Annotated in this window: 27 protein-coding genes; 5 read left to right on the forward strand and 22 right to left on the reverse strand. The window is 65.7% G+C overall.

Annotated features, from left to right (window positions below; genetic code table 11):
* Positions 1-18 precede the first annotated feature (18 nt).
* Positions 19-1,551, forward strand: a complete 1,533-nt coding sequence (gene lnt, locus PZ895_RS04380; protein WP_245451597.1) for an apolipoprotein N-acyltransferase — start codon at positions 19-21, stop codon at positions 1,549-1,551.
* On the opposite strand, the gene PZ895_RS04385 is transcribed toward lnt, so the two are convergent.
* Positions 1,548-2,153 carry a transglutaminase-like cysteine peptidase gene (locus PZ895_RS04385; RefSeq protein ID WP_235897751.1) on the reverse strand — a complete coding sequence of 202 codons (606 nt, stop codon included), beginning with the start codon at positions 2,151-2,153 and terminating at the stop codon, positions 1,548-1,550. The genes lnt and PZ895_RS04385 overlap by 4 nt on opposite strands.
* Positions 2,154-2,359: 206 nt before the next feature.
* On the opposite strand from PZ895_RS04385, the gene lspA reads away from it, so the two are divergent.
* Positions 2,360-2,851: a signal peptidase II gene (lspA, locus tag PZ895_RS04390; RefSeq protein ID WP_126006752.1), complete on the forward strand. Its 492-nt coding sequence runs from the start codon at positions 2,360-2,362 to the stop codon at positions 2,849-2,851.
* A 109-nt stretch (positions 2,852-2,960) separates the two neighbouring features.
* Here the strand turns inward: lspA and PZ895_RS04395 are convergent, their stop codons facing one another.
* From PZ895_RS04395 to PZ895_RS04410, 4 genes are all read right to left on the reverse strand, one after another.
* Positions 2,961-3,377, reverse strand: a complete 417-nt coding sequence (locus PZ895_RS04395; RefSeq protein WP_126006750.1) for a ribbon-helix-helix protein, CopG family — start codon at positions 3,375-3,377, stop codon at positions 2,961-2,963.
* Between the two features lie 3 nt (positions 3,378-3,380).
* Complete coding sequence (locus PZ895_RS04400; RefSeq protein WP_126006748.1) at positions 3,381-5,438, reverse strand: conjugal transfer protein TraG; 2,058 nt, start codon at positions 5,436-5,438, stop codon at positions 3,381-3,383.
* A 150-nt stretch (positions 5,439-5,588) separates the two neighbouring features.
* On the reverse strand, positions 5,589-7,325 hold the full coding sequence (locus PZ895_RS04405; protein ID WP_126006746.1) for a VirD2 family relaxase/mobilization nuclease: 1,737 nt from the start codon (positions 7,323-7,325) through the stop codon (positions 5,589-5,591).
* A 241-nt stretch (positions 7,326-7,566) separates the two neighbouring features.
* Positions 7,567-8,289, reverse strand: coding sequence for a lytic transglycosylase domain-containing protein (locus PZ895_RS04410; RefSeq protein ID WP_275837788.1), 723 nt, complete (start codon positions 8,287-8,289; stop codon positions 7,567-7,569).
* A gap of 42 nt (positions 8,290-8,331) precedes the next feature.
* Between PZ895_RS04410 and PZ895_RS04415 the strand changes: the two genes are divergently transcribed.
* A complete protein-coding gene (locus PZ895_RS04415) occupies positions 8,332-8,538 on the forward strand; it encodes a hypothetical protein (protein WP_275837789.1) in 207 nt (68 codons plus the stop codon).
* A gap of 39 nt (positions 8,539-8,577) precedes the next feature.
* Here the strand turns inward: PZ895_RS04415 and PZ895_RS04420 are convergent, their stop codons facing one another.
* From PZ895_RS04420 to PZ895_RS04460, 9 genes are all read right to left on the reverse strand, one after another.
* Positions 8,578-8,904 carry a DUF736 domain-containing protein gene (locus PZ895_RS04420; RefSeq protein ID WP_126006742.1) on the reverse strand — a complete coding sequence of 109 codons (327 nt, stop codon included), beginning with the start codon at positions 8,902-8,904 and terminating at the stop codon, positions 8,578-8,580.
* A gap of 35 nt (positions 8,905-8,939) precedes the next feature.
* Entirely contained in the window at positions 8,940-9,500 is a 561-nt protein-coding gene (locus PZ895_RS04425; protein WP_126006740.1) for a S26 family signal peptidase, read from the reverse strand.
* Positions 9,497-9,991, reverse strand: coding sequence for a DUF2840 domain-containing protein (locus PZ895_RS04430; protein WP_126006738.1), 495 nt, complete (start codon positions 9,989-9,991; stop codon positions 9,497-9,499). Before PZ895_RS04430 ends, PZ895_RS04425 begins: the two co-directional genes overlap by 4 nt.
* Positions 9,988-10,731, reverse strand: coding sequence for a site-specific DNA-methyltransferase (locus tag PZ895_RS04435; protein ID WP_126006736.1), 744 nt, complete (start codon positions 10,729-10,731; stop codon positions 9,988-9,990). The genes PZ895_RS04430 and PZ895_RS04435 overlap by 4 nt, the downstream gene beginning before the upstream one ends.
* A 271-nt stretch (positions 10,732-11,002) precedes the next feature.
* Positions 11,003-11,866, reverse strand: coding sequence for a replication initiator protein A (locus PZ895_RS04440; protein ID WP_126006734.1), 864 nt, complete (start codon positions 11,864-11,866; stop codon positions 11,003-11,005).
* Between the two features lie 7 nt (positions 11,867-11,873).
* Positions 11,874-12,140: a helix-turn-helix domain-containing protein gene (locus PZ895_RS04445; RefSeq protein ID WP_126006732.1), complete on the reverse strand. Its 267-nt coding sequence runs from the start codon at positions 12,138-12,140 to the stop codon at positions 11,874-11,876.
* Between the two features lie 141 nt (positions 12,141-12,281).
* Complete coding sequence (locus tag PZ895_RS04450) at positions 12,282-12,815, reverse strand: DUF2285 domain-containing protein (protein ID WP_126006730.1); 534 nt, start codon at positions 12,813-12,815, stop codon at positions 12,282-12,284.
* Positions 12,775-13,098: a DUF6499 domain-containing protein gene (locus PZ895_RS04455; RefSeq protein ID WP_201744834.1), complete on the reverse strand. Its 324-nt coding sequence runs from the start codon at positions 13,096-13,098 to the stop codon at positions 12,775-12,777. The genes PZ895_RS04450 and PZ895_RS04455 overlap by 41 nt, the downstream gene beginning before the upstream one ends.
* 155 nt (positions 13,099-13,253) lie before the next feature.
* The gene (locus PZ895_RS04460) at positions 13,254-13,517 is read right to left on the reverse strand and encodes a DUF2285 domain-containing protein (RefSeq protein WP_126006728.1); all 264 of its coding nucleotides are present in this window, start codon (positions 13,515-13,517) and stop codon (positions 13,254-13,256) included.
* A gap of 228 nt (positions 13,518-13,745) precedes the next feature.
* Here PZ895_RS04460 and PZ895_RS04465 point away from each other — a divergent pair, with 228 nt between their 5' ends.
* Entirely contained in the window at positions 13,746-13,961 is a 216-nt protein-coding gene (locus PZ895_RS04465) for a helix-turn-helix transcriptional regulator (protein ID WP_126006726.1), read from the forward strand.
* A gap of 9 nt (positions 13,962-13,970) precedes the next feature.
* Here the strand turns inward: PZ895_RS04465 and PZ895_RS04470 are convergent, their stop codons facing one another.
* Together PZ895_RS04470 and PZ895_RS04475 are read right to left on the reverse strand one after the other, a co-directional pair.
* Positions 13,971-14,138, reverse strand: a complete 168-nt coding sequence (locus PZ895_RS04470; protein ID WP_201744833.1) for a hypothetical protein — start codon at positions 14,136-14,138, stop codon at positions 13,971-13,973.
* 459 nt (positions 14,139-14,597) lie between these two features.
* Positions 14,598-14,999: a single-stranded DNA-binding protein gene (locus PZ895_RS04475; protein ID WP_126006724.1), complete on the reverse strand. Its 402-nt coding sequence runs from the start codon at positions 14,997-14,999 to the stop codon at positions 14,598-14,600.
* Positions 15,000-15,694: 695 nt separating this feature from the next.
* On the opposite strand from PZ895_RS04475, the gene PZ895_RS04480 reads away from it, so the two are divergent.
* The gene (locus PZ895_RS04480; RefSeq protein ID WP_275837790.1) at positions 15,695-17,041 is read left to right on the forward strand and encodes a hypothetical protein; all 1,347 of its coding nucleotides are present in this window, start codon (positions 15,695-15,697) and stop codon (positions 17,039-17,041) included.
* A 93-nt stretch (positions 17,042-17,134) separates the two neighbouring features.
* Here the strand turns inward: PZ895_RS04480 and PZ895_RS04485 are convergent, their stop codons facing one another.
* The 6 genes from PZ895_RS04485 to PZ895_RS04510 form a co-directional block, all read right to left on the reverse strand.
* On the reverse strand, positions 17,135-17,551 hold the full coding sequence (locus tag PZ895_RS04485) for a hypothetical protein (protein WP_126006720.1): 417 nt from the start codon (positions 17,549-17,551) through the stop codon (positions 17,135-17,137).
* Positions 17,552-17,690: 139 nt separating this feature from the next.
* Positions 17,691-18,632 (reverse strand): DUF2493 domain-containing protein, encoded by a 942-nt coding sequence (locus PZ895_RS04490; RefSeq protein ID WP_201744832.1) that lies wholly within the window; start codon positions 18,630-18,632, stop codon positions 17,691-17,693.
* Between the two features lie 320 nt (positions 18,633-18,952).
* Positions 18,953-19,993, reverse strand: a complete 1,041-nt coding sequence (locus PZ895_RS04495; protein ID WP_126006716.1) for a toprim domain-containing protein — start codon at positions 19,991-19,993, stop codon at positions 18,953-18,955.
* Entirely contained in the window at positions 19,993-24,348 is a 4,356-nt protein-coding gene (locus tag PZ895_RS04500) for a strawberry notch family protein (protein ID WP_126006714.1), read from the reverse strand. The genes PZ895_RS04495 and PZ895_RS04500 overlap by 1 nt, the downstream gene beginning before the upstream one ends.
* 142 nt (positions 24,349-24,490) lie before the next feature.
* Complete coding sequence (locus PZ895_RS04505; RefSeq protein ID WP_126006712.1) at positions 24,491-25,135, reverse strand: antitoxin of toxin-antitoxin stability system; 645 nt, start codon at positions 25,133-25,135, stop codon at positions 24,491-24,493.
* Positions 25,128-25,541 (reverse strand): hypothetical protein, encoded by a 414-nt coding sequence (locus PZ895_RS04510; protein ID WP_126006710.1) that lies wholly within the window; start codon positions 25,539-25,541, stop codon positions 25,128-25,130. The genes PZ895_RS04505 and PZ895_RS04510 overlap by 8 nt, the downstream gene beginning before the upstream one ends.
* Positions 25,542-25,610 lie beyond the last annotated feature (69 nt).

Raw genomic sequence — 25,610 nt, forward strand, 5'->3', positions numbered from 1 at the left:
CCGGACTCGGGATTGGCCGTGTCGCTCCCGGTATGCGCGTTGATGGGCGCGCTCACGGCCCTTGCTTTTGCTCCGTACTTCGTTCTGCCGCTCGTATTGGTCGGCTTTGCCGCCTTCGCCCTGTTCATCCGTCACGCCCGTGGCTCGTGTGCCGCCTTCCTGATCGGCTGGGGCTTCGGCATCGGCCAGTTCGCAGTCGGCCTGCGGTGGATATCCGAGAGCTTTTTCGTCGACGCGGATCGGTTCGGCGCACTCGCCTGGCCGGCAGTGCTGGGCCTTTCCGGCTTCCTTGCCCTGTTCCCGGCATTCGCAGCCGCGGCAACGCGCTATCTTGGCGGACGCGGACCGACCGTCTTTCTCATACTTCCCGGATTCTGGACCCTTGCCGAAATGGCGCGCGGCGTCCTCTTCACCGGCTTTCCCTGGAACCTGACAGGATATGTCTGGGGTTTCAGCGACGCGACGCTCCAGCCTATGTCGGCGATCGGCGTTCACGGAGTTGGTTTCGTCACCGCGACCCTATGCATGGTTCCTTTGGCGCTCGCGGAACGATACCGTCTCGGACCATGGGCTCTGGCGGTGACGATGCTCGTAGTGCCCATGCTCGGGGCAGGGTTCTTCTGGGCTTTCGGAGCGGTCCGGCTCGCAAACGCCGAAACCGCCGATGGCGCCGGTCCCCGAATCCGTGTCGTCCAGCCGAACATCCCGCAGGATCAAAAATGGGATCCAGACGCGGCAACGCGGAACCTTCAGAAGCTGCATGACCTCAGCACATCGGGCGCTGCCGGGCGGCCACGCGTCGTAGTATGGCCGGAAACGGCTTATCCGTATCTCTTTTCCGAGGTCGTCAGGTTGCCTGAAGCCCTACTTGGGAGCATTCCCGAAGGAGGATTGCTGCTGTTCGGCGCGGTACGAGCTGTCCCCGGGGACACCGCTGAGGTTGGGGGGCTGCTGAACAGCCTGCTCGCCGTCGATCATACAGGCAAGGTCGTTGCCGACTACGACAAGATCAGGCTGGTGCCGTTCGGCGAGTTCACGCCTTTCAAAAGCTTGCCCGGCATCAGCAAGCTCACGGCAGGCGATATCGACTACGTGCCGGGTTCGGTCAGCTCACCAATGACCCTTCCGGCAGTACCGCCCTTTCGAGTGCTGATCTGCTATGAGGCGATTTTCCCGTCGCCGAAGGTCGATGAGGAGCGATGGCTACTCAACGTCACGAACGACGCCTGGTTCGGCGTATCGGCGGGACCCTACCAGCATTTTCTTTCGGCAAGAGTCCGCTCGATTGAATCGGGCCTGCCCATGATCCGCGCCGCGAACAGCGGGATCAGCGCGGTCGTCGATGGCTATGGCCGGATTCAGCAGATGCTGCCGTTGGCGGTCGAGGGGGCTTTCGACGCCGCCCTGCCTGGACCCACCCCGCAGCGTACGCTCTACAGCAAACTTGGTGACATGCCGACTTTGATTGTCGTCGGTCTCGTGATCGGCATTGGGGCGTTTTGCCGGAGAAGGAGGCGTGACGCAGTGATTAAGAGCGAAACAAATCCCTAGTGCAGGGATCCTACAAGGGGAGCATCGCCTTCACGGATCGTGACCCACCGGCCTGTGTGCGTTGTCGCCTGCCGTTTGAGATAGAGATACTCGGTTTCATCCCAGTTCAGAACCGCATCGGTGAGATTGTCCAGGACCACGTCGCCGATGTCCGTTCGCACGGTCAGTACAGCATGGCCTTCGCCGTTCGGCCGCCGAAGTACAGTCAAAAGGAGATTCGAGGTCGAGACGCCTTCCTTGAGCAGGATGCGACGTTTCGCCAGCGCGTAATCCTCGCAATCTCCAGCATCTACAGGATAGGTCCAATACTCGTCGACCCCATATATCTCAAGGTCGCTTTTCGGCTTAATCGCCTGATTGACCTTGACTGTAAGACGCTCCAGCCGAGCAAGCAGTTCCTCCGACATCGGCAACGTGCCGAAGTCGCGTGTTCTGATGGAGCACTCCGCCGGCTTGCGCTTGCAGAACTCATAGTGCCCGATCGGTTGTGACGTGAAACCGCCGGTGATCATCGGCGATGGGTGCGCTTGGACCGTAGAAGTCGAGGCAAGCGTTGACAGCACGATAGCGAAGGTCGCCAGCGACCAACACAATGCCCCCATCGGAGCCCCCACTTAATCGGTTAAACTTTGTTACCAAAGGCCTAACGGCAATAGGCCGTAAGGTCCATTGCAGCACCGTAACATTCTCGTGAGTGCGCGCCTCCTCCCGAGAACTGTTTTTCCACAGACACCTTCAGCCGCCCCCTTGAAGCTCAGCTAACTAGAGGTGCGAGCGATATGTGGTCTACAAACCACGGGAGACTGCGATGATGCGAGGCACCAACACAACGCGCATTCTGGTTGGCTTTATCTGCATCCTTTCGGCATTCGCGATCGATCAACTTACGAAGGCCGTGATCGTGGAAATAGTAATGCAGCCGCCTCGTGTAATCTACGTCACGTCATTTCTGAACATCACGCTCAGTTACAATCAGGGCATCAGCTTCGGGTTGTTCTCGGATTTTTTGAGAGACCGATTGACCCTAGTGATCTGGATGACGGTGGCGCTGGTAATGGTGTTGCTGGTCTGGATGATCTTCTCCCATCGCGTCGTTACGACCGCGGCTCTGGGCCTGATGACCGGTGGCGCGCTTGGAAATGTGTTCGACCGCGCACAGCGGGGCAAAGTAACAGATTTCATTGATCTCCATGCCGGCTCATGGCACTGGCCGACGTTCAACATCGCAGACGTGGCAATTGTAGGTGGAGCCATCATCCTGATCCTCTGTTCTCATCGATCCACTTCGTCGTTGATCTAGCGATGTAAGGACCGGTCCGAACGCAACTTCGTAAGGCACCCACAGACGGCGGACGTGAAAGACGAATCGTATGAACGACCCTCAAAAGCAGAGAGGAATTCCGTATCGGTCAGCCATCATTTGGCACCTCCTGCCTCAGACTTGGCCCCCTAGCTAGGCGCCGTCCGAGCGCCTCGAGGAATTTGTCGTAGCGCTCGCCGCCCTTCGCGCGTGCGGCGACCTGTGCAGCGTCAGGCAACGGTGCAATCGAGGTCAACCAAGCGCGGATGAAGATGGCAAAAGCCTCATTCACGATGTTTAGATCACGTTCAAGTCGCTGGACGTTTCGGTCGATCCGGTCGAGACGCTTGACGATAGCGGCCTCCTGCCGCTCATCTGCGTCAGGTGACAGGAAGGAGGCAATTGCCGCCTCGGCTATCAGCGAGCGGGATTGCTGGCGCCGATCGGCGAAGTCGGCCAGCCGGCGCATGAGATCCGGATCGAGATAGACGGAAAGGCGCTTCTTCTTGTCGGGTCGCTCAATCATAGCTCAAAGCTCCATGCCGTCGCCGGGGTCCATCGAAACCTGCCGCGCCATCTGCCGCATGTTGCGGACGAGCGTCTGGTTGGCCGCTGCTTCGCCGTCTGGTTCTTCAGGATCGGGATCGAACTCGTTGACGGGCGGCTTCGGCGGTTCCGGCGCGATGTCCTTGTGCGGCTCAAGGCCCGGTTCTCGGCGCAGGCCGGCATTGGCGGGGTCGTCGTCCTGTTTGCCATTGGTGGGGGGCTTTGCCACGCGATTCGCAGCCGATGCAGCAGCGTGGGGAGCCAGACCATTTGCGGAAGTGACATTTGCTTGCTCCGGGATCGGCGCGACGATCGGCTTCAGCGTCGACCAGTCGTCCGGCCGCTGGACAAGACCTGCGCGGGGGTTCGCGGGAACGGGAAGGAGGCGCTCCGTTAGACGGGTATCCTCATAGTAGCGCGCCTTCTTCGCCTGGATCGGCGGGATGCCGGCAACCATGACGATCTCGTCGTCGGGCGGAAGCTGCATCACTTCGCCGGCGGTAAGCAGCGGCCGGGCGGTCTCGGAGCGCGAGATCATGAGATGGCCGAGCCACGGCGCGAGACGGTGGCCGGCATAGTTCTGCATGGCGCGCATCTCGGTGGCGGTGCCGAGGGCGTCGGAAACGCGCTTGGCGGTGCGCTCGTCGTTGGTCGCGAAGCTGACGCGGACATGGCAGTTGTCCAGGATGGAGTTGTTTGCTCCGTATGCCTTTTCGATCTGGTTGAGGCTCTGCGCAATCAGGAACGCCTTGATGCCGTAGCCGGCCATGAAGGCAAGCGCCGATTCAAAGAAGTCGAGCCTGCCTAGCGCGGGGAACTCGTCGAGCATGAGCAACAGGCGATGGCGGCGGCCGCTGGCGTGCAGTTCCTCGGTCAGCCGGCGCCCGATCTGGTTGAGCACGAGACGAACCAGCGGCTTGGTTCGAGATATGTCCGAAGGCGGCACGACGAGATAGAGCGTGGTCGGGCGTTCTCCGGACACGATGTCGGCGATGCGCCAATCACAGCGCGCGGTGACGGCGGCAACAACGGGATCGCGATAGAGACCTAGGAAACTCATCGCCGTGGAGAGAACGCCGGAGCGCTCGTTATCAGACTTATTGAGCAGCTCACGGGCGGCACTTGCGATGACGGGATGCGGACCCTTCTCGCCAAGATGCGGCGTGTTCATCATGGCAGCCAGCGTCGACTCGATCGGCCGAAGTGGATCGGAGAGGAAGGCGGCGACGCCGGCAAGGGTCTTGTCCTTCTCGGCATAGAGTACGTGGAGGATCGCACCGACGAGCAGCGAGTGGCTGGTTTTCTCCCAATGGTTCCTTTTCTCAAGGCTTCCCTCGGGATCGACCAGCACGTCGGCAACGTTCTGCACGTCGCGCACTTCCCATTCGCCGCGCCGCACCTCCAGCAGCGGATTGTAGGCGGCAGACTGCGCATTGGTCGGATCGAACAGGAGCACCCGGCCGAAGCAGGAGCGCAGGCCGGCAGTCAGATCCCAGTTCTCGCCCTTGATGTCGTGGACGATGGCGGAGCCCGGCCAAGTGAGCAGCGTCGGCACCACGAGGCCGACGCCCTTGCCGCTTCTCGTTGGGGCGAAACACAGGACATGCTCGGCACCGTCATGCCGGAGATAATCGCGGTCGAGCTTGCCGAGGACGACGCCATCTTCGCCGAGTAGGCCGGCGGCCGCGATCTCCTTGCGCTCGGCCCATCGCGCGGAGCCGAAGGTTCTGACGTCTTTCGCCTCGCGCGCGCGATAGATCGACATGAGGATGGCGGCCGCGATGGCGATCAGCCCGCCGGAAGCTGCGATGCCGGCGCCCCCGTAGAAGATGGTCGGCGCATAGGCGTCGTAGAAATACCACCACCAGAAGAAGGCCGGTGGCGGATAGACCGGCAGGCCGGCAATCTCGAACCAGGGCTGTCCGAGCTGAGCCTGAAAGCCGAGCCGCCACGCCGTCCATTGCGTCGCGGACCAGACCGCGACGAGCACGATCGAGAACACCACGACGATCTGGCCCCACATGACGCGGCTTGCAGACAAGGCAGCGAAACTCCCTCGCGTTTCGGTCCAAGAGCGCGAAGAAGAACACGCTGCACACGGGTTTCAATGGCGGGTTGAGGGCAGCTCGAAGCCGGTCGTAGAAGGTGCGGAAAATACTTGCGGGTTGCGGCTGACAAACGCGGCCGTTGCTCATAGCCCGAGCCCGCGCTTGCGTCCGAACGACCAATCCACGCCGCCATTGGAGCGGGCAACGCCGGAGATGTGCTGGCCGATGTGCTTCTCGACCGATGGGGTCCAGGGCACCAGCTTGAAGCCGAGTCCGTCGTCAATCATGGCGAAGCGGCCGGAGGCGAGCGCGAAACGCTGCCGGTAGGTGCCGGCGACGTATTCGCCTGCGGCCGCCTTCTGGAAGGACGTGCCTGTCTCGGCCGCGAGCTTCTGGCCGAGCGCGTCCAACTCGCGCTCGCGCAGCGTGGCGAGCAGGTTGCGGGCGAAGACGATACGCTGGCCCTCGCGCCGTGCGAGGCCCTCGGCTACGAGATGATCGGCGCGGGCCTCCATCGCCTGCTTCACCTCCAGGCCGAAGCCGCCGCCGGTGTCGAGGGGATCGCGGGCGATAAGCTGGCGGTCGATCCAGGTGGAGCCGGTCGCCGTGGTCTGGGCCTCGATCGAGAGGTCGGCGCGGACGGCGAGTGCGGTACGGGTCCAGCCACCGCTATCCTCATAGCGGCGCAGCTCGACGACGGAGCCCGGTGCGGAATCGCCGGCCGCGTCGAGATCGTCGAAGCGGATGTGATGGGTGTGGCCGTCGATACCGTCGATCACGGCATAGGCGGTGCCGCGCAGCTCGTCGTCCAGACCGCGCTCGACCAGCCGGCCGAGGACCGGCTCCGGACCGGCTTCGCCGGCTAATACGTAGCCAGTCAGGCCGCGATCTATGCCGCTTTCGGTGAGCGCACGGTGCATGCGCTTGATGATGTCGCCGCGCTCGCCCAGCTCGCGCAAGGTGGCTTCGGCGTCGTCGGCCATGATCCATTGGCCGGGACCGATGGTCTCGGCGAGGCCGAGACGTTCGAGGTGCCGAAGCCGGCCCACCTTCAGCGTCACATACTCGTCGGGCTGCCTGTCCGGCGACGGGGCAACGTCGATGATCCCATGCTTGTTGGTGTCGCGGGCAAGCTGGCTGTCGAGCTGGGTCCAGCGCTCGGCCTCGACCTGCCGCTCCAGCGCGCGGCGGATGTCGAGATCGGTGCGCGGGCCGAGCTCCTGGGTGATGAGATCCTGCGCGCGGTTGCGCATGCCCTCCTTTATATAATCGCGAGCGATCACGAGGTCATAGCCGTCATCGGCGCGGCCGCGCAGGATGACGTGGACATGGGGATGCCCGGTGTTCCAGTGATCGACGGCCACCCAGTCGAGCTTCGTGCCGAGGTCCTTTTCCATCTTCGCCATCAGATCGCGGGTGAAGGTTTTCAGGTCGGACATTTCCGTCGCGTCGTCCGGGGAGACGATGAAGCGGAAATGATGCCGGTCGTCCTCGCAGCGTTCGGCGAAGCCCTTCACGTCGGCGTCGTCGGTCTCCGGGCTGAACATGCGCGCCTTCTCGCCGTCGCGGGTCACGCCGTCGCGGCGCAGATAGTTGAGGTGGGCGGTGAGCGGCGCGGAGCGCGCGCTATGCCGGACCACGCGTGTCTTGATGATGGCGCCGCGCGAGCGGCTGGATATGAGGCGGTTGGCGCGCACGCTCGCAACACGGCCGCGGCCAAAGCGCGAGCCGTTGCCGGAGGTGATCCTGCCGGAGCGGGAGATACGGCCGCCTGCCTTCTGCGCGGCGGCGAGCGCCTGGGCGACGAAGGGCTTCGCTCGCTGCGCCCGGCTCGAACGGATGCGGCCCGGCCGGACGCGGAAGTCGTCGTCCCGGCTCATGGCCGCTTCCTGTGCGATGTGCGGTTTCCGCGGAAATCGCAGGAGAATATCTTGGCGCGCACCTCGCGCGCCTGATCCGCGATGTGCGCGGAAACCCGAAAAGCGCAAGCGAAACAACACCCCAACCGAGCGGCGATGTGCCGCTTTTTATCCCGCCCTCCTTCGGCCTGATGTGCCGCTGTCCCGCAGCGCACCGCAATCCCTGCGATTGCGCACCACGCGAAGCGAGGAAATGCGATCTTCAACGCCGATCTCCTTCCCTTGCCGGCCGTTCCACGAACAGACCGTCGGATGGTGGCACGAGCGCCGACAGATCGACGATCGGCGGGTCGTCGGAAGGTCGGCCGGAAAGAGGGAGGGAGTCGTCCGCATCGTCGTGATCGCGGTCAGTGGAGCGCGTGAAGAAGAGCGGAGCGCGACGCCATGACGGCGATGACGATGAACCAGCCGTGCGTGTGATCGGTGCGGTGCCGTCGATCATCGGCGCGATTTTCGCGACGTAATCGACAGTCTCGGCCGGCAGCGCGCGGCCGCTCGCGAGATGCTCGTCATAGCGGCCGGGGCCGGCATTGTAGGCGGCCAGCATGGCGTCGACCGAGCCATAGCGGTCGTGCATCGCGCGCAGATATGCGGTGCCGGCGAGGATGTTGTCGCGCGGCTGCCAGGGGTCCGCGCCGAGGCCATGCTTCGCGCGCAGCTCCTCCCATGTCGCAGGCATGACCTGCATGAGGCCGATGGCGCCCTTTGGCGAGAGCGCGGCGGGATCGCCAACGCTCTCGACGGCCAAGACCGCGCGTATCCATCGCTCGGGAATGGCGAAGCGGCGGGCGGCCGCGGCGACATGGGGCGCCCACGGATCGGATCGCGGAGCGGCCGAGACGGTGGCCGGGAGCGGTTCGCCGGGCGGCGGCTCGGCCGACGCAGGAGCCACCATGACGACGATCATGGCGCATGCGAACAGCATCGTCATGAGGGTCGGGACGGCAGCGCAGGCACCGCCGTCCCGATGCGCGACAAGCCTGCCATCGTGCTCGCTGCGGCCAAGGGCGAGGCTTCGCCGGCGGCCGACATTTTCCGGACGGGCATCGTCGGGCGATATGACCGAAACCCGGAAAACAGGCCGCCGCCCTTGACCTCCGCTGCGCGCGACGGCCGCCCGATGGACGATCGGGTCGAGGGGAGTGACCGGCATTCGACCGATCAAGGAGAGTGAGCTTGAAGGATGACGAGAACGATGGCAGCGCATGATCGGTCATGCCTCGCCGTCGTTCTTCTTCCGGCGCGTCCAGAGCAGGTTCCACGCGCCCTTCTTTGTGTCGGACTCGAACAGGCGCGCGCGGATCGGCTCGAAGAAGGACGGATCGTCTATAGTCAGGGACAGATAGCTTCCGGCCTTGTCGCCGGTGCGGTCCCAGGCCGCGCCGACTTCCTGCCCGTCGAGGAAGACGCGATGCTCGGGCGCGTTCTCGGCATCCGATTCCTCGGCCGGCAGGATGGCGACTTCTACATCGAGCTTGAGCGTGCGGACGCGGCCAAAGAAGCCATCATCGTTGCGGGTGAAGGTGCCGATCTGGGCCATGCGATGTTCCTTTCGCGAGGTTGGAGAACGAGCCGTCATGGCTCGTCGGGGACCGGCTCACGGAAGGATTCCGCGTCCGGATCGGGGTCGTCGGTTGTCCAGACGGGGACCGCCCGGCCGACTATGGTTGCGACGGGGAGCGGCCCGAAATAGCGGCTGTCGAAGCTGTCCGGGCTGTCCCAGTTCATGAAGAAGGCTTGGCCTTCGCCGAGCGTGCGGCAGCCCTGCCAGACAGGTAGCGGGCGGCCGTGCGTGTCGAGCGCGCGAGCGTCACCATAGGTCGCGCCGTAGGCGGTGATGGTGCTGTCGTGCCGGCAGACCTCGGTTCCGGCGAGTGCCAGCACGCGCTTGATGAGCGGCAGGCCGCGCGGCAGGTAGCCGCGTTCGGCGAGGAAGTCCGCCAGCTCGTCGGGCGGCATGACGACGGCGAGGTCCGTGACCTCGATGCGGTCGGCCGGGACGATGCGGTAGAGGCCGACCGGCACGCTGGCCGATGCGTTCCAGATGAAGCGCAGATCGGGCCGATGCCATGCCGGAGCCGCGACCAGCACCGCGCCTGCGATCATGGTGATGAGCGTCACGCGGCGCGCGATCATCGCGTCACCTCGCGGCGCCGGAGCCAGGCACGGTGCTGCTCGGCGGAATAGACGCGGAACGGCTCGTTGACGCTGATGCGGTTGTAGATGTGACGCCAGTGATCCGGCGCCACATCGGCGGGGTCGATGCCAAGCGCCTCGATCGCATCGACCACCTTCAGCACCGCCTCGACCTTCGGCCAGCCGGTGATGCGCAAGAGAATGTCGCCGCCCGGTCGCACGAACGGGAGCGTCTGGAAAGGCTCGCCACTTGCTACGGCGCGCACGATGTCGATGCGCGAGATGATCGTGCCATGCTCGTTGCCGGCCCAGCGGACGAAGGCGAAGATGCTGCCCGGCGCGAAGACAACGACACGGCGATGGCGGTCGAGGCGCTGGTCCTCGGCGGCGCGGCCGAAGCGTATCCAGTGTTCGACGTGGTTCTCGCGCCAGGTCAGCTCGACCACCGTGCGGTCGGCCGGCAGGCCGGCGTTGCGGATGCTTGTCGTCATGTTGGTGTCCCTTCCGTGAAGGGCAGCACGGATGCGATGCGCGCTCGCGCGCGCTCGGCCATCGCCGCGTCGATCTCGCAGCCGAGATAGCGGCGGCCGGTCAGCCGGCAGGCTTCGCCCGCAGCACCGGAGCCCGCGAACCAATCGCCGACCAGGCCGCCAGGCGGGCAGCTCGTACGGATCAGGATTTCGAGGAGGAAGACGGGCTTTTCAGTGGGGTGGATGGCGCGACCATGCGCGTTGCGCAGGAAGATCACGGAGCGCATCAGGCGCGGGCCGCCGTCCTCGCTGACATAGTGGCCGGCGTCGATCCGGCCGGTATGCGGCGGTCGCTTCTTGCGCCGCACGGTGCGGGCCGTGGCGTCCGGAGTCGTCTGCACCTCGTTGTAGACGGCGCTCCACGGCACGTCGGCACGGCGGAACTGGACGGCCAGCTCGTGGACCCTGCGAAAGCGATCCGCGTGGAAGGAAGAGCCGTTCTGCTTCTCCCAGACGATCTCTTGCGCATAGGTCAGGCCGGCATCCGAGAACGCTCCTCCGGTGGTCATGAACGAACGCAGCGAGCCGAACACCCAGAGCGAGCCGGACGGCTTCAGGGAGGCGCGGGCGAGCGGCAACCAGCCGTCGACCTGCCGGTCCCAGGCGAGCGACGTGTCGCCATAGGGCGGATCGGCGAGGATCAGATCGAACGGGCCGTGCGCCGGCATCAGGTCGCGGCAATCGCCGGTCAGGATCGTCATGGCGCGATCCTCCGCATGCCGATCAGGCTGCGGCGCCGTTGTCCCCGATTCCGTGAAATGGGAGGGCGCGTTAGCAAGAATCCGAAGGATTCTTTAGTTAGGGAAGTTAGAGGGGCCGGATTCCGCCTGTCGAATCCGACGCTTGCCGGCGGTTGGCGTTCCCGATGGTACGGGATTCGCGTTCCCGAAAAGACGGGAATCAGCGTTCCCGATAGTACGGTTCCGTCCACAGGCTTTCCACGGCTGCGGTGGAGCGATGTCCCGGCTCCGATCATGACGTCGCTCCCGCACGCTTGCGGCGGCGCGGCATGGGCTGCTCGTCGATGGGCTGGAAGGTCAGACGCTGGCGACCATCGGGATCGTCCACCAGCGCCAGGCGGTAGCCGGGAAGCGGCTGGCGCTGGACGATGGCGCGCAGCTCAAAGCGGAAGCGCCGGAGCGGCGACAGGCTGCCGGACTTCAGATGAAGATGCGGAACGTCGAAGCTCCAGCCACCGCTCTGCCGGCCGCCATGCTTGCGCACGAGCCGGTAGAGCCAGCGTTCGAGGCCGCCGGTCAGCCCGAAATAGTCGCGGTCTATGGTCAGCACGAGCGCGTCGTCGAGGACGCCGGCATAGAACCAATCCGGCAGGATCAGCTCGATGCCGAGCGATCGCCCCTGCGCGTCGAGCCGCTCCTTCCACTCGGCGATCCACGAGAAGCGATGCCGGCGACGCTCGGAGGGCTGGCGGATCGAGGTGAGGATGGTGGTCGATTGCAGCCTGTCCAGCGCCGCCTTCAGCCTGTCGTAGTTCAAGCCGGAATCGGTGCGGCCGATGAAGGTGAGAATCTCGTAGGAGGTGGACGCCATGAAGCGCGAGGTGGAGAGGCCACGGTCGCGCGCGTCGACGATCTGGCTCGCGGCCCAGATCAGCACGTCGGCATCCCAGATGGTCGCCATGCCGTGCTCGGACGTCGCCTCGACGCGGATCGACACGTCGCCCATGCGGAAGTCGATCGGCGTGACGCGGCGCGATTTGCCGAGCGAGAAGAACGGCCAGGACATCAGGTCTTGTGCGTCGCGCGCGGCGATCTCGCCGGAGCGTGCCCTGAAGAGTTCGAGCTGCTGGCCCTGATATGTGCGGCGCGCGGTCATGCGGTGGTCAGCGGGTCGCGTCGGCCGCGCCCGTGTCGCGCGGCGCGGGCAGGCTCGGCGTCGCCGGCTCGGAGGTGGATTGACGTGCGCTCGCCTCGATCCAGGCTTGCAGGTCGGCGACGGCGTAGACCACGCGGCCGCCGAGCTTGTGGTAGATCGGCCCGGTGCCGTCGCAGCGATGCTTTTCCAGCGTGCGGGGCGAGAGATCGAGGAGGCGGGCCGCCTCCGGCGTCCGCACGAAGCGCGGCCAATTGCTGTCGGTGATATTGTCCATGATCGGCCTCCGTCGCGGCCGCCGTGAGAACGGCGAGTCAGATGCGACGATGGCGAAAAATCAGCGGTTGGGCGGAGTGACAAAAATCGGGGTGTCTTAGGAGAAGTGTCCCCCCTTCGAGCGCGTGGGTCTGCTGGCGAGTCAGTCTCGATCGCTTTCGCGCCGACCACGCGATGCGTGGGGCACCAGCCAGCGCAGATAGCCGCTCTCGATCTGCCGGCGCGCGGCCGCGAGGATACGTGCGAGCCGCCGCCGCTCCGGAGCGTTCTGCCAGTCGAGGGCGCGCATTGTCTCGACGGTCCGGTTGATGAGAACGGCGGCGATGACGCGGCGCGAGGCGCCGGATTCCACGCCGTCCCAGGCACGCAGCATCAGAGCGGCGCGACGAATCTGGAATGCGGATAGGCGCTGCTGGCGTGGCGAGGGACCGGCCGGCTTCCTGTCCAGCCGGCGCTTCAGGCGGCCGGCATTTCGGTGACGCCACCAGAAATGCTCGTCGAGCGGAAGGAAGATACCGGCGTTGGCCGGTTCAGCACCATGCTGGAGCCAGAGCCGGTGATCCCCGGCCTGGTCTTCAGCAACGGCGTGCAGGCCGTCGCCGGCCAGTTCGCCCAGTAGCGGCAGCGCGCGAGGATCAGGAAGCGAAGAAGCTGCAAAGCCTTCGGGGACAGCCATGACAATGAGCACGGCAGGGAAGATTCGAGGCAGCCAGACGGGTCGAGCGGTCAACGCCGATGCAGAAGGGTCCGCCGGGAAAGGCGAGCCCCCAGCGACGGGACAGGAGCGCTATCGCGTCCTTCTTGTCCGCGCCGCCGGAGGCCACCCTTGCCAGCGTCTCGGCATAGTCCTGCCGGTATTCACGGTTGCGACGAAGAAACTCGAACGACACGCCGCCCCGGTCGAGACGGCCCAGATGTTCCTCGAACTGCGGTGATCGCCAGTCGTGCAGCGGCTCCATGACGAAATCCTCCCCGCCCGGTCTTTGCCATCGGGATGATTCGAGTATTGGCGGGGTCGACCTCACGTGAAGATGGAAAATCGGAATGGAAATCTCGACCGTGGCGAGCAATCCGGGGTCGCGCTGTCGTCGGCGATGCGGTGATGCGCCGCCCATCATTGCATGCGCGGTTCCAGCAGGTGCTTGTAGCCCTTCTCGGTCATCCAGCGGGCGCGGGCGAGATGGGTGTCGTGCATCCGCTTCGCGCGTTCGGGATCGGCGTCGACGTCGAGGCCGAACACGATCTTCGCGACTTCCCGCCAGTCCTCGCCCTCGGCGGCAGCGTCGAGCAGGCGCAGATAGGTTGCGAGGTTGGCTTCGTCATAGGCATTCACCCTGTCGGTCAGCGGAGGGCTGTCCTTGAAGGGAGATTTGCTCATCGTAGTGTCCTTACTTCCTCGCGCATGTAGTTCACAAATACGTCATCGCTTTGAGGTCCAATAGAAGTTCCGCGACTGGCATCGAAGATTCTCGGAATGCTTCCATTCCGCGATTCGACAGAAAGTCGACGGGCTGCGACGCACTTGATCTCAGCGCATGTGGTCGACCATACCGAATCGGAACGATCATTCCTAGAACGATAATTCCGGTTCTGGTTCCGATGCGTCATGGACCTCAAAGAGGTCATGGCGATCAACATGCGTCGGCTGCGCCATGACAAGGATATGACGCAAGAAGAAGTGGCCGAGCGCTCCGGGCTGAGCGCTCGCTACATCGGCTCGATCGAACGCGGCAAGGTTTCGGCGAGCGTGAGCATTCTCGGAAAGGTGGCGGACGCGCTCGACGTCGACCCCTGCGAGCTGATCCGCGTGTCGAGACCCTGACGTTCGCCCTCAAGGGGCGAACGGGTCGATCTCGCGGATGATGGCTTCGTCGTCGCCGTCATATTCGGCGGCGGGCATGGCGCCGACCGTGCCGTCGCCGGCGCGAAAGATGACGATCGTGACCAGCAGGGTGGCGGCGAGGCTGAAGGCGAAGGCTTGTGCGTCTGGAAGGGACATTGCTGCGGCTCCTGATCTGGAGCGGGGGCCATCCCCGCTCGACAGGCGCCCGATGGGTTTCGGCCGCGGCCGCGATCACCGCCGGGGCGAAGCCTCCGGCGGCGGCATGCCGTGCATAGTCCGACCCCTTGGGGTTGATCGTGGAAGGCCGCGACTGGAACGAAGGTAAGCCTCAAAGAGCGGGGTGGCATTCCTCCCCACGGAGCTGCACGTCCTCGCCCGGATGCGCCGGTAGGTTCGGCCTCGCGTCAATGCCACGCTCGGGCGTGCGCGCGGGTGGCACGCCGTCGATGCCTGCCCGCCACCTGGCAGAGGATCGGCGGCGGATATGCTCGGCCCAGACAGGGCGAGACGTCGAGTGAGCGTTGCGGGAAGGCTCGAAGCCGGGTCGCGAAGTTTCTGGCCGCGAACATGAAGAAGGCCCGGCGGCTTTCGCCGCCGGGCTCTCGACACCTCCTTTCAGAACGGGATCTCGTCGTCGGGATCGTTGGCGCCGCGGCTGTCGTCCTCCCGCTTCGGCCAGCTCAGGAAGTCCACCGTCTCGGCGATGATCTCCGTGCTGTAGCGCTCGACGCCTTCCCGGTCGGTCCACTTCGTGTAGTGGATGCGGCCCCGGACCAGCACCTTCATGCCCTTCTGGCAATGCTGCTCGACCGTCTTGCCGAGGCCGTTGAAGCAGGTGATGCGGTGCCATTCGGTCTCCTGGACCCGGTAGCCGTCCTTGTCCCGCAGAACCTTGCCTTCCGCGTAGCGGGGGCGCGAGGTGGCTAGGGTGAAGTGGACGATGCGGGTGTTGTTGATGGTGGTGCGGCCCTCGGGGTCCTGACCGATGTTGCCGGCAAGAATGACGATGTTCTGCATGGTAGTTCTCCGTTGCTTCAATCGGAGGGACCGTCCCTCCGACGAGACCCGGCCACGGTCGCCGGGAGCCGACAGCAACCCTTAAGGCCCGGAGTGGGGCGGGCAGGCGCTTCGCGCCAACACGGTCCGGAGCCGCGGGGGTTGAGGGCGGAAACCGCTCGGCCGTAGGGGATCAGTCAGTCGGAGGGCATGTCCTTCCGCGAACGCATCACGGAGAAACCGCAGAACCTTCCTCCTTGCCGGCCCGGCCATCGGTCGTGGCCTCTTACCCGCGCCATCTCGGGAAACAGCGCGATCGCCGCGCCTGTCTCAAGCGCATGCCGATCTCGGATTGCTGATGAGGAACAGCGCCGGCACCGGCGTCCGGGCGAATGGCGCCGTTACCATCTCCGGGGCAACGGTGACGGCTCGTGCGCGCCTGAAGGGATGAAGCATGGCTCCGGCTCGCCGCGCTGCCACGCCACGGTGGGCCGACCGGGAAGGCGTCGAGAGCACCAAAGACGCGATCACGCTGATTGGGACGTCCCGCGCCGGCTAGATGCGGAGACGGCGATGCGAAGACGGAGCGGATACCGGCGGCCAGCCCGTCATGGGCGAGGTTCGGAGAGCTGGTGGAGATGCCGTCGAGGCCCTTTGTCATGGGAGCGGCCACTTGCATCGCCGATTGGCCATTTTTGATTTCATCGGAAAGTGCGATGATGGCGTGGCTGGAGGGAACGACCTTGGGTAAGGAAACAGAGGAGGCACCTGAAGCGATACGGCTGGCTGTCGCCGACCTTTGGCGTGCGGCATGCCGAACGGAGGAAGAAGCTTATAGCTCGGCAGCATTTCGGTTGCTTGAGAGCAATTGCGCTTTGATCTATCCCGACATGAGCGGTTCTCGGCTCTCGAAACGTCCTTCCGGTGATTCATCGCGAAAGGAACTGCGGACGGCACTCGAAAACTTCTTCCGCTGGAATGAGGCACCTTGGCATTCAGGCAGCCTGCAAACTGCCGATGACACAGCACGGAAGCTGCATCGCGCTTTCTTGGTCGAGGAAGTGACGCGATTCCATTACGCGCCCCTCGATCGCCTCGATCTGGACGATTCAAGTCAGCGGCCGCACCAAAGCGTCGAGAATGTGCGTTTCGGGACGAACGAGATCGCCCTTCTCAGACGCGGGGAACTCGGTCGGCGCGTGCGGCATGATGCGCTAAAACGCTTCGGCCGTTGGCAGCAATTTCCCGTCGAAAGATTGGATGGGTTCTATTGGCTTGTCACGAGCGAGTCCGAGCCGGCTGGTGCGCTATGGGAACGCACTTGGCTTGGCGTGCTTCACAAGCGATGGGATGAGATCGGCAAGGTTCCAGTGTTCGAGCCGACGTTTCCGTCGCCTGTGGAGGACGCGCTATTTGTGCTGCTTTTGTGTCTTAGCAAGGAGTCGATTGACGGCTCGTGGGAACCGTTTGACGTTCCCTGGGTCTATTCGTTCTCCGACGATCCGTTCGCTGACGCGCCGCGCGCGCCCGACGCGGCGGCTATGACCTGGACCCTCATCGGTCATCCGGACGAGGAGATCGAAGTTCCCGATCGGTCGGAGTCTTTCGAGCTTGGCCGACAACAACTCGACACACTCGAACAGCGATGGCGGTTGCTTCAAAAGGTGCTTGCAAAGCGAGGCACAGAGAGAGCGATCTTACATCCGCTGACTAAGCACTTCTTCGTCAAAGCTCTCTCGGAAGAAGGGATCGACGAGATCGTTGTGAACATAAGCTGTATCGAGGCGACCTTGATGCTCAGGGAACATCGCGGCCGCGAGAAGATGAAGCGCAGATACAGACGTCTCGTTGATGACGACAACGAAGCGGACTGGCTGGAGCGCGGTTACACGTTGAGAGACGAGTATCTGCACAGTCTCGGCCATCCGAATGGGACGATCTCGTGGGATGACCTCGGGCACATTCGGCTAAGCGTTGCCAAGGCGGTGGAGCGGTATCTTGATCTGATTGACGAGAAGGCTGAGTTGAATCGGGAAGAACTGCTCCGTTCTTTGGAAACGTGAGTGTCGGGCTCGCGTGACCCATCGGCGTCGACCATGTGAACCATTTCCCGGCAGCGATCTGATCAAGTCCGCCCGGAGGGGCGATAGAAGGCTTCAGCGCGGCGTGAAGGCGGCGGCGTGGGCGCTGATGTTCAACAGCGCGGCGATGCCGACGAACAGGCCGCCGGTGCCGCATAGAAGATTTAGCGCAACCGTCGACTCGATGACGTTCTGCGCGACGCCATGCACCACCGCATAGCCTGCCAGGGCGGCGGGCGCGGCGAATAGCACGAGGACGGGAAGACGCAGGAGGGGTGCCCGCACGAAGGCGAGGACGGCGGCGGCGACCAGAACGGAAAGGCCGGCAGCGCCGAGCGCGGCGACGATGGACATGGCAATCCCCGCATCGACCGCATGGACGTAGCGGAACGCGGCAAGCCCGACCATGAACGGGAGGGCGTAGACCGCGAAGTGCCATGCGATCATGGTGAGCGCGATCGACAGCGAGACGGCAAGCAGGATGAGGGTCATGGAAGCCTCCGGATGATCGGTCCAAGGATCACGACAGGCTGTCCGACGATACGCTCCGCCTGCGACTTTGCTTCTATGCCGGTGCTGCGAGGATGCACGGATTTGACTCCTTTTGCTGGCGATCGTCAAGCGGCGGCGCCTAAGCGCCACCCCGATCGCGGAAATCGTAGACGTTGATGCCGAGCTTCCTCGCCTTGTCGGCAAGGTTGCCCTGGATGCCGCCGCCGGGAAAGACGATGACGCCGATCGGAAGCGTTTCGAGCACGGTGTCGTTGCGCTTGAAGGGCGCCTGCTTCGCCGGATACTTGGCGAAGTCGGGCGGGAACGGAACGGTCGGCACCTTGCGGTTCGCCGCCCACTTGTCGGCGATCAGGTCGGTGCCGGTCCTGGCGCCGCCATGCAGGAGGACCATCTGCGGATACTTGGCGTGAACCTTGTCGAGCACGCCCCAGATGAGAGCGTGGTCGTTGAAGGTGTTGGCGCCGGAGACCGCGATCCTCGGGCCTGCCGGGATCAGCACCTCGGCGTCCGCCCTGCGGCGGGCGGAGATGAAGTCGCGGCTGTCGACCAGCGCCGAGGTCAGGTTGCGGTGGTTGACCATCGAGCCGGAACGCGGCCGCCAGCTTGAGCCGGTGTGGCGCTCGTAGTGTTCGGCGGCCTGGTCGCGCATCAGCTCGAAGGCGTCGCGCCGCTCGATCATGGTCTGGCCCTCGGCCGTAAGGCGCTCCAGCTCGACCGCCTTGATCTCGGTGCCGTCCTGTTCCCGCTGGAGGCGGCGCTGGGACTGCTCGTTGTCGTCCAGCGTGCGCTCGATCCGCTGGACGGCGCGGTGGAAGAGATTGACGGTCGACCAGAGCAGGTCGTCGAGATCGGGTTCGAGGCGGGTGTCGCCAAGCGTGGCGATGAGGGCGTCGAAGATGTCTGCGATGGCTCCGGCCACCGTGCTGCCCTCGGGCAGCGGCCTCGGACCGGGCTCGTCCTCGAAGGGGCGCCAGCCATAGAGCTGGAGTTCGGTGAGCAGGCGGTCGGTTGGGGATGAGGCGTGCTGCGGCTCGAAGCCGTCTTCGTGTTCGCTTCCCATCTGCGTGGTCTCCTTCGTCGGTCCGACCGCGACCCTCGCGGCCTTCATGGCGTCGGAAGCCCACGGGCGGCCCGGACTGGCAGCCCTCGCTCGCGAGGGCCTTGATGGCTAAGCCCGGCAATCTTGTTTCGCGATGCAAAGGCGGGGCTCGCCCCGCCGGCGGACGATAGCCGGAGCGCCGCCATTGCTTGTCCGGGCCGTTTGTGGGCTCGATCGCCCTCTGGGAAGGCCGGGTGGCGGTCTCTGCCGACGATCGCGGGAGCCGCGCGGAAGCGAACCGGGGACGGCGGCCGCGCCGCCTGCTCCATCCCCGATCCCGACTATGCCGCCAGGGCCATGAAGCGGCTGGCGTCCTCATGGACGAGCTGAGGCCGCATCTGCGCCCGAAGGGCCTCCGGGCCGTGGAGCCGCAGATCCTCGTTGAAGTCCTCGAGCCGTGGCGACAGCACGATCGCCTCGATCCCGGCGCTCGCCGCCCGCTCGACCAGACGGTCCCGCGCACCGTCGCCGGCCGGATCGCGGTCGCGCAGGATGTAGAGCCTGCGCAGCGTCGCCGGGAACAGGATCGCGGCGAGATGGGCGGCCGAGGTCGCCGCCAGCATCGGCATCATGGGCAGGACCATGCGGGGCGACAGCACCGTCTCGATGCCTTCGCCGGCCGCCAGCACATCGTCCGACGCGCCGAAGCGGATGCCGTGGCCGAGCAGGTCGCCCATCGCCCGCCTCGGCGTGTCGACGGCAGCCTTCCCCGATCCGTCCGGCGCGAGCCAGGTGCGATGCGCCCCGGTAAGCCGGCCGTCAAGGTCGGTGACGGCGGCGATCAACGCCGGCAAGGTCTTTCTCGGGCTGTGCTCGTCAGGCCGGTAATAGCAGCGCGGATGGAACCGTAGGCTGGAGATGCCGGAGAGGTCCGTGATGCCGCGCCGGCGCAAATAGGTTTGCGCGAGCGTGCCGCGGATCGGCTTCGATATGCCGAACAGGCGCCGTGCCGCTTCGGGCGAGCCGGATGCGCGCCGGCTCGCCTTCCCGGCCGCCGTTCCGGTGTCCGGTTCGGGATGAGGCAGGCTGAGGAAGCGTCGCGCCTCGTCGGCTATGTCCTTGAAGTCGACGAGGCCGAGGCTTTCGCGGACAATATCGAGCATGTCGCCATGCTCGCCGGTGGCGGCATCGGTCCAGTGGCCGGGCGGTCCCTTGGCCGAGCTGCGCAGCCGGACGAAGGTGGAGCGGCCGGGCAGGTTCCGGGCGTCCCCGACCAGCCAGTAATTGCCCTGGCGTCGTCCGTTGGACAGATAGTGGCGGCAAGCCGCCTCGGCATGGAGGCCGAGACGGCGGGCAAGCTCGGAAGCGTCGAGACGGGGCATTATGCGGCCTCCCGTTCGCTGAAGCGCTCGACCGACCATCGGTCGAGCAGCCTCGCCAGCACCGCGACCCCGCTCGCGTCGGTGGGAACGAACATGCGTAGTTTCCACGAGATGATCTCGTGGAACAAGCCGTAGGCCGAGAGACGCTCGCGCATCGTGTCGGTGAAGCCCGACAGCTCGATGCGGTGGGCGCCCATGACGCGGACGCGGCGAAGCTGGAGCCCATCGTCGAGGTCGATGATGGTCCTCCCCTCCATCAGCGCCGCGAACGCCTCGTCGGCAGAGAGCGAGACCGATCCGGTCGTCACCGCGTTCGCCGCCCATGCCGGCGAGACCCTGCGGCCGATGATGCGCTCGCCGTCATCGGTCTGAAGCCGGTAGACGCGCGAGGACTCGTTGGGCAGGCGTCGCCAGATCGGCAGCAGCAGGCCGGTGACGATGTGGATGGTGGAATCCGAGAACTCCGGCACCTCCGCCACCTCTGCCTGCCAGACCGATGCGAAGGCGTCTCGGTCCGCCTCGACCCAATGGCTTCCGACCATCGCACCGAACGGGATGGTGTGAGCCTCCATCGGCCGGATCAGCCGGACGCGATACTGGACATCGCCATCGTCGGTCATCACGGACGGCGCATGGACCCGCACCGCGGCGCGGCCGGAGCGTTCGTTGACCAGCAGCTTCGCGCGCGGGTCAAGGAGATGGTCGAGCGCGGCATCGAGCGTGACCGGCCGGTTGCGCTTGCGCTCGGAGATGGTGAGAAGCCGGGTCTCGGCGCCGGTGCCGGGATGCGTGTAGATCGTCTCCCTTCCGGTGACGACGAAGCTCTCGGCGCTCAGCGTCTCCAGGCCGGCATCGTAGCTGCCCGACGCGATGGCGCCTTCGATCCGCGCGTTCAGCAACCCCTCGAAGGCGGTGAAGATGATGCCTTGCATCTCGATGGTGAGCGCGAGCAGCCGGTTGAGGAAGGTGGTGATCGGCGGCAACTCGTCCTTGATGCCGGTCGAATCCATCAGCTTTAGGCCGGTCGACGCCTCGAACTTCCCCAGCGAGCAGCCCTCGACCTTGCCGCGCACGATCAGCATGTAGAGCTGGCGCAGCGCGTCGCGGGCATAATGCGATTCCAGATTGTCCTCCGGGCGGAACAGGCCCTGACCGCCGGTCTGCCGCTGGCCGCGCGTGATCGCGCCCAGCGTGTCGAGCCGGCGCGCGATCGTGCTGAGAAACCGCTTCTCGGCCTTGACGTTGGTGGCGATCGGCCGGAACAGGGGCGGCTGCGCCTGATTGGTCCGGTGCGTGCGGCCGAGCCCCTGGATGGCGGCGTCGGCCTTCCAGCCGGGTTCGAGGAGATAGTGGACGCGCAGCCGTGTGTTCCGCGCCGACAGTTCGGCGTGGTAGCTGCGGCCCGTTCCGCCCGCGTCCGAGAAGACCAGAACCCGCCTCTGGTCGTCCATGAAGGCGGCGGTCTCCGCGAGATTGGCCGAGCCGGCGCGGGTCTCGACGACGAGCCGATCGTGGCCGCCATTGCTCGTCCTGCGGACGATGCGGCGCGACCGGCCGGTGACTTCGGCCACGATGTCGGTGCCGAAGCGCTGGACGATCTGGTCGAGCGCGCCGGGAACGGGCGGCAGGCTCGCCAGCTTCGCGATCAGCGTATCCCGGCGGGCGACGGCCTCGCGGCTCTCGACCGGCTGGCCGTCGCGCGTGACGGGCCGCGACGACAGCCTGCCCTCCGAGTCGGTGAAGGGCTCGTAGAGCTGCACCGGGAAAGAATGGCGAAGGTAGTCCAGGACATACTCGCGAGGCGTTATGTCAACGCGGACGTCGTTCCATTCCTCCGTGGGAAGCTCCGCCAGCCTGCGCTCCATCAGCGCCTCGCCGGTCGAGACGATCTGCACCACGGAGGCATGGCCCGCCTCCAGATCGCGCTCGATCGAGCGGATCAGGGTGGGCGTCTTCATGCTGGTGAGCAGATGGCCGAAGAAGCGCTGCTTGGCCGACTCGAATGCGGAGCGCGCGGCGGACTTTGCCTGCTTGTTCAGCGTGCCGGAGCCGCCTTCGCCTCCGCCGATGATGTTGGCGGCCTGCATGGCGGCGTCGAGGTTGTTGTGGATGATGGCGAACGCCCCGGCATAGGCGTCGTAGATGCGGGTCTGCTCGGGCGTTAGCTCGTGCTCGACCAGCTCGTATTCCACGCCGTCGAAGGAGAGCGAGCGCGCGGTGTAGAGGCCGAGCGCGCGCAGGTCGCGGGCCAGCACCTCCATCGCCGCAACACCGCCGGCCTCAATCGCCTCGACGAACTCGGCCCGCGTCGAGAACGGGAAGTCCTCGCCGCCCCACAAGCCCAACCTCTGCGCATAGGCCAAATTGTGAACCGTGGTGGCGCCGGTCGCCGAGACATAGACGACGCGGGCGTCGGGAAGCGCATGCTGGAGACGAAGCCCGGCGCGGCCCTGCTGCGACGGAGCGGCATCGCCCCGCTCGCCCTTGCCGCCGACGGCGTTCTGAAGCGCGTGGCATTCGTCGAAGATGACGACGCCATCCCAGTCGGCGCCGAGCCAGTCCACGATCTGCTGGACGCGCGACGCCTTCTCGCCGCGCTCGTCGGTCCTGAGCGTGGCGTAGGTGGTGAACAGGATGCCTTCCGGCAGCGTGATCGGCTTGCCCTGCGGGAAGCGCGACTGCGGCGTAATCAGCAGGCGCTCCATGCCGAGCGCCGACCAATCCCGTTGCGCGTCTTCGAGCAGCTTGTCCGACTTCGAGATCCACAGCGCCTTGCGGCGGCCTCTCATCCAGTTGTCGAGGATGATGCTCGCGGATTCGCGGCCCTTGCCGACGCCGGTGCCGTCACCGATCATGAAGCCGCGCCGGAAGCGGACGGAACCACTCGCGTCGTCGGCAGCGGCCGTCACGACGTCGAAGGTCTCATCGACCGTCCACGCGCCGGCGAGATAATCGGAATGGGCCTCGCCGGCATAGATCAGGGTTTCGAGCTGGGCATCCGACAGGAGGTCGCGGATGTTGGCCGGCAGGCGCGGCCGGTAGCTCGGCTTCGGCGGCGCGACGGACGCCATCGCCGCCGACTGCACCAGCTTGGTCGGATGAGGCTGCGCGCCGGGGATGCGGATCGACTGGAGCGCGTATTCCTCATAGATGGAATCGGTGATGCCGGCGCTCCCGGCATCCTGGCGGTCGATGATCTCGTAGCTGAGGTCAACGCCTTCCGGCTCGGCTAGGGGCTTCCTCGGCGCGGCCTTTGCGGAGCGGGCGAGATAGCCGCGCACGGTGCGGGGCGCGGGCGTGGCGGCGACCGGAACCGCGACGGCGGGATCGACCGGCAGGCGGGCCGGCACATGCTCGGCAACCCAGCCCATCAGCGCATCCGCGTCGGGCGCGATGCCGAGCGACGCGGGAAAGACTGTGGGATCGTCGGCCGGCTGCTTGTCGATGACGGTCAGCCGCGTCGGGAACGTCGTGCCGTGCTTGGCATAGACGGCGCCGTCGATGGCGGCCGTGAATACGACACGGCCGCGTTCCTGCAGACGGGCGTAGGCGGAAGCCCATTCGGGTGCGTCGGGTGCGAAGTTGGCGCCGGTGATGGTGACAAGGCGGCCGCCGGGAGCGAGGCGCGCCAGCGCAGAGGCGACATGGCGGAATGCCGCGTCCGCCATGCGGGTCTCGACATGCGCCATGACCGAGAATGGCGGGTTCATCAGCACCACGGTCGGCGTCACGGCCAGGTCGAGGTGGTCGTCGATCTGGGCCGCATCGAAGCGCGTGACGGACAGGGCCGGAAAGAGGGAGGAGAGGAGCGAGGCGCGGGTCTCGGCCAGCTCGTTGAGGACGAGCGTGCCCCCGGCGATCTCGGCCAGGATGGCGAGCAGGCCGGTGCCGGCCGAGGGCTCCAGCACGCGGTCGGCCGGCGTGATCGCGGCGGCGGTGGCCGCGACCAGGCCGAGCGGGATCGGGGTCGAGAACTGCTGGAAGGATTGCACCTCCTCGGAGCGGCGCGTGTGGGTCAGCATCAGCGCCGCGATGCGTTCCAGCAGCGGCAGGCTCGCAGCGGGAGAGCCGCTCTTGCGGAGCAGCGCCTTGCCGAACTTGCGCAGGAACAGCACCGTGGCCGCCTCGCAGGCTTCGTAGGCGGTCTTCCAGTTCCATGCGCCCGCCGCGTCGGAGCCGCCGAAGGCGGTTTCCATCGCGTGGCGCAGCGCCGGAGCGTCGATGCGCTGGCCGCGTTCGAGATGGGGGAGAAGGAGCTGCGCGGCCGCGAGGATGGCGGCGGCGGTGCCGGGCTCGGAGGCGAGCGGGATCGGCGCGGCAGCGTTGGCGGCCACGGTAGCGGGCATCATGTTCATATGGGAGCCTCAAGGAGAGCGGGAACGGGACGAGCCGACCGGCGCTCTCTCTCGACCGCACCGGCTCGAACCCGTCCCGGCCTTCCTCTCGCTCTCGGACCACCGGGACCGGCAAGCGCCCGCGCGATCTGCCGGAAGCGGATCAGCCGAAGCGGCGGCCAGATGAGGTGAAGGTGTATTCGTTCGCGGCAATGGCCTCGTCGACCACCTCGTCCGACAACAGAAACTCGTATTCACGCTCAAGCTGGCGGTAGAACCAGCGTGCGAGATCGCGCAGCGCCTCCGTCACGGCGTCCTCGGCGTCGGCGGTCATGTCCTGATAGATAGGACTGTCGCGTTCCACCGATATGACCATGCAGTATTCGTGGCAGTAGCGGCCGCGATGGCTGACGCCGGCATGGAGCTGGTAGAAGTTGCGGCGCTGGATCGCCTGGAGCGCGTCGGCGATCCGGTGAAGCTCGCCATCCTTGGGAGCATGGTCGCGGATTTTTCGCGGTGCGCCCCTGGCGTGGCTGTAGCTTCCCTCGAAACAAGCACCGTCGCCCTGGCTCCAGAAGCCGGAGAAGTAGATGCACGGCTTCTGACGGGTGCCGCCGCCATAGAGCGGAACGGTGCGGGTCCGGAGCCGCACGCCGAGAATCTCGCAGACACGCTCGAAATCATCGAAGATGAACTCGTGCAAGTCATGGTCGAACGCGCCTTCGCGATACCATGCACGCGCCCTGTCCTTCGCGTCCGCGGACAGCTCACCGAGGCGGTAGACGGTGGTTTCGACGATCTCAGGCATGGCGGTCGCTCCCCTTGGGATCGCGGGCGGCGGCCATCATCGCTTCGGCCTTGGCGATTGCGGACACCGCACGTTGCCGCCAGAGCGCGAGTTCAGGCGCTGCCGGATCGGCGGCGGCGAACATCTTGAGAAGGCCGAGCAGCACCTCGAAATGCCGGGCCTTCCGGCGCATGGTGTCGCCATATTGCGAGGGAACCGGAAGGCTGCGGGCCGAGTGGGGAGCGCCGGTTCCTTCCCAGATGCCGCTGACGAAGGTTTCGCCGGGGGTGTCGTGAGAAATCTTGCGGATCGACCAATCGCCGTCGTCCACCGCCAGCCGGCATGCCTTGTCGACGGTATCGGCCTCGTAGCTGCGAAGACGGTAGACCGGCACGTCATGCGCGGTCTCGATGGTGAAGGTGGGCATGGAAGCCTCCTGAAACGAAAAATGCCCGGCAAGAGGCCGGGCGAGGTTGGGAGAAAGGGAGGGAACGAC

This window comes from Mesorhizobium sp. YIM 152430 (assembly GCF_029210365.1).
In the GTDB taxonomy this organism is placed as follows: domain Bacteria; phylum Pseudomonadota; class Alphaproteobacteria; order Rhizobiales; family Rhizobiaceae; genus Aliihoeflea.